Source organism: Micromonospora sp. NPDC047548 (assembly GCF_040642975.1).
Lineage (GTDB): Bacteria > Actinomycetota > Actinomycetes > Mycobacteriales > Micromonosporaceae > Micromonospora.
In genome coordinates, this window is record NZ_JBEYTI010000114.1 from 1 (window position 1) to 2,672 (window position 2,672).

2 protein-coding genes are annotated in these 2,672 nt (G+C 69.6%); both read left to right on the plus strand.

What is annotated here, in order from left to right:
* Positions 1–119 precede the first annotated feature (119 nt).
* A complete protein-coding gene (locus ABZ807_RS33265) occupies positions 120–1,223 on the plus strand; it encodes a M14 family zinc carboxypeptidase (RefSeq protein ID WP_357167115.1) in 1,104 nt (367 codons plus the stop codon).
* 271 nt (positions 1,224–1,494) lie between these two features.
* Positions 1,495–2,355: an SAM-dependent methyltransferase gene (locus ABZ807_RS33270; RefSeq protein ID WP_357167118.1), complete on the plus strand. Its 861-nt coding sequence runs from the start codon at positions 1,495–1,497 to the stop codon at positions 2,353–2,355.
* Positions 2,356–2,672: the final 317 nt, after the last annotated feature.

The window sequence follows — 2,672 nt, forward strand, 5'->3', positions numbered from 1 at the left end:
TTATGGGCTCTCGCCCAGCCCAACCCACCAACGCAGAAATCCGCCAGGTCCAGCGAGCATGGGCACTCGCAGCCGCATAGAACGCGAAAGTCGAGGGAACCACCCTCTGTCGGAAAAAGGTGGGCGGCAGCCCGTCCTGGTCCGGCTGGAGCAACCACGAGCAGGTGGGCAAGCAGCTGGCGCAGATCGAGCACGCCAGCGGCGGTCGGGTGAACGTCGAGGTGGTCGGGCACTCTCCGCAGGGCCGGGAGCTGTGGGCGGCCCGGGCGGGCACCGGCGAAAAGGTACTGCTGGTCACCAGCGCGATCCACGGTAACGAGCGGACCGGCACGGAGTCCCTGCTCGCGATCCTCAAGCGCCTGGCCAGCAGCGGTGACGCGCAGACCCGGAAGGTCCTCAGCGAGATCACCTTCGTCGCCATGCCGATGGTCAACCCGGACGGGGGCGAGCTCAACCGGCGCATGAACGTGCGGTCCTGGGACGAGACGGTGGCGGAGTTCCCGCAGTTGGCCGGTGCCTCGCGCGCCTGGTACCACCGGCTCAGCGGAGACGGCATCAACCTGCCCGGCTACGACCTGAACCGCGACTTCAACCCCGACCTGAACTATGTGCCGCGTGCCGCCGACCTGCCCGGCCGGGACACGGACGCCGGCTTCTTCCTCTCCCCCGAGTCGCGCGCCATCCGCGACGTCTACGTCTCCCTGCGGGCCGAGAAGGGCGCCGTCGACGCGTACGTCGACCTGCACCACATGGGGCCGTGCGACCGGCTCACCGGCGGCGAGCAGGACGGCAAGCTGATCTCCGTCTCGCTCGACTACCCGCCGCTGGGCGTGCAGGACGGCGCCGCGTACAAGGCGGCGTGGCCGGCACTCGACCAAGACAAGTCCCGCCGCTACGCCCGCACCGTCGCCGACGGCCTGATGGCGCAGTACGGCAACCAGTCCAAGCTGGCGGCCGTCGGCCGGTACTACCACCCCGATGCCCGGGAGTACGCGGGTCAGGGCCGCTCCGCGTTCGCCCTCAACGGCACCGGCACGGTGCTCTTCGAGGTCCGCGGCCAGCAGGACGACCTGGGCCAGAAGCAGCACGGCATGCTCGTGAAGAGCGTGCAGACCGGCGTGGAGTCGCTGATGAGCGGCCTGGCTGACGGCAGCGTCGACCGGGTCGACGGTGACGACTTCTTCGACCTGCCCGACTACGGCTGGGACACCACGAACGACTGACGACCGACGGATCGGCAGCAGCCGCGGGGGCATCTGCTCCCGCGGCTGCGCCGCCTCAACCGAACGGCCCTCGTCCGGCGGCCAACAGTCACCGGCGGAGGCGGCGGGAGCAGGGGCCGTCGTGGTCGGCGCGGAGCAGGCGCGGACAACACCGCCCGCTCCGGCCGTGACAGGCGCGGCCGACGCCAGCGGGAAGGGCCGGGCATCGCGGACGATGTCACCGGCCCCCGAAGGAACTGATCCACGGGTACGATCGCGCAGAACAGCCACAATGGACGAGGAGGTCGCGTTGGCGGACACGACGTCGGACATACGCCCCGTGCCGGAGCAGCCATCGTCGCGGATCGACCCGTCCGTGCCGCATCCCGCCCGCCGCTACGACTACTGGCTCGGCGGCAAGGACAACTTCGCGGCAGACCGACGGTCCGGCGACGCAGTCGCCGCCGCGTATCCGGCGATCCGGACCACCGTGATCGAGAACCGGCGGTTCATGCACCGGGCGACCCGGTACCTGGCCGAGACGGCCGGCGTCCGGCAGTTCCTCGACATCGGGACGGGCATCCCGACCAGCCCGAACATGCACGAGATCGCCCAGGGCGTCACCTCGGAGTCGCGGGTCGTGTACGTCGACAACGACCCGATCGTGCTCGCGCACGCGCGTGCCCTGCTGATCAGTGCACCGGAGGGTGCCACCGCGTACGTCGACGCTGACCTGCGTGACCCGGAGCGGATCCTCGCCCATTCCGACGTGCGGGCCACGATCGACTTCGACCGGCCGGTCGGGCTGATGCTCGTGGCGATCCTGCACTTCCTCACCGACGCCGACGACCCGTACGGGATCACCCGTCGGCTGATCGAGGCCCTCCCGTCGAACAGCTACGTGGTGATCTCCCACGCGACCACCGACCTGGTTCCCAGGAACATCGCGGCGACCGCGGCGCCGGTCACGACGACCAGCATGATCGACATGGCTTTCCGGAGCAGGGACCAGTTCGCGGGGTTCTTCGATGGTCTGGAGTTCGTCGAGCCCGGCATCAGCCCGGTCACCGAGTGGCGGCCGGACGATCCGCCGGAGCAGCGGAGGCCAGCGGCGCAGGCGTCCATGTATGCGGCGGTGGCGCGTAAGCCCTGATCCGGAGTGTCCGGAGGCCGGCACCCCCGGATGCTGATGCCGGCCAACTCGGGCATCGACGAGTACCGGTGCCGGCTCCTCGGAAGTGGGGTGGTGCTGCGTCTCCCATTCGGTCAAGGGGGTGGAAGAGTCCCTGAACCTCGTCGCCGACCATCGTCGAGCCCGGCACGGTCTGTGGCATCGGATCTTCGGAGTTGACTACGGTAAGCACGGGCGTACCTTCCCACGGCCCCGGCGTTGTTCCGGCTTGAGGCGTTCTGTCCAGGTTAAGGACCGGACGGGGCTGGAGTTGTGGGACGAGCGCGGCTTCTGATGAT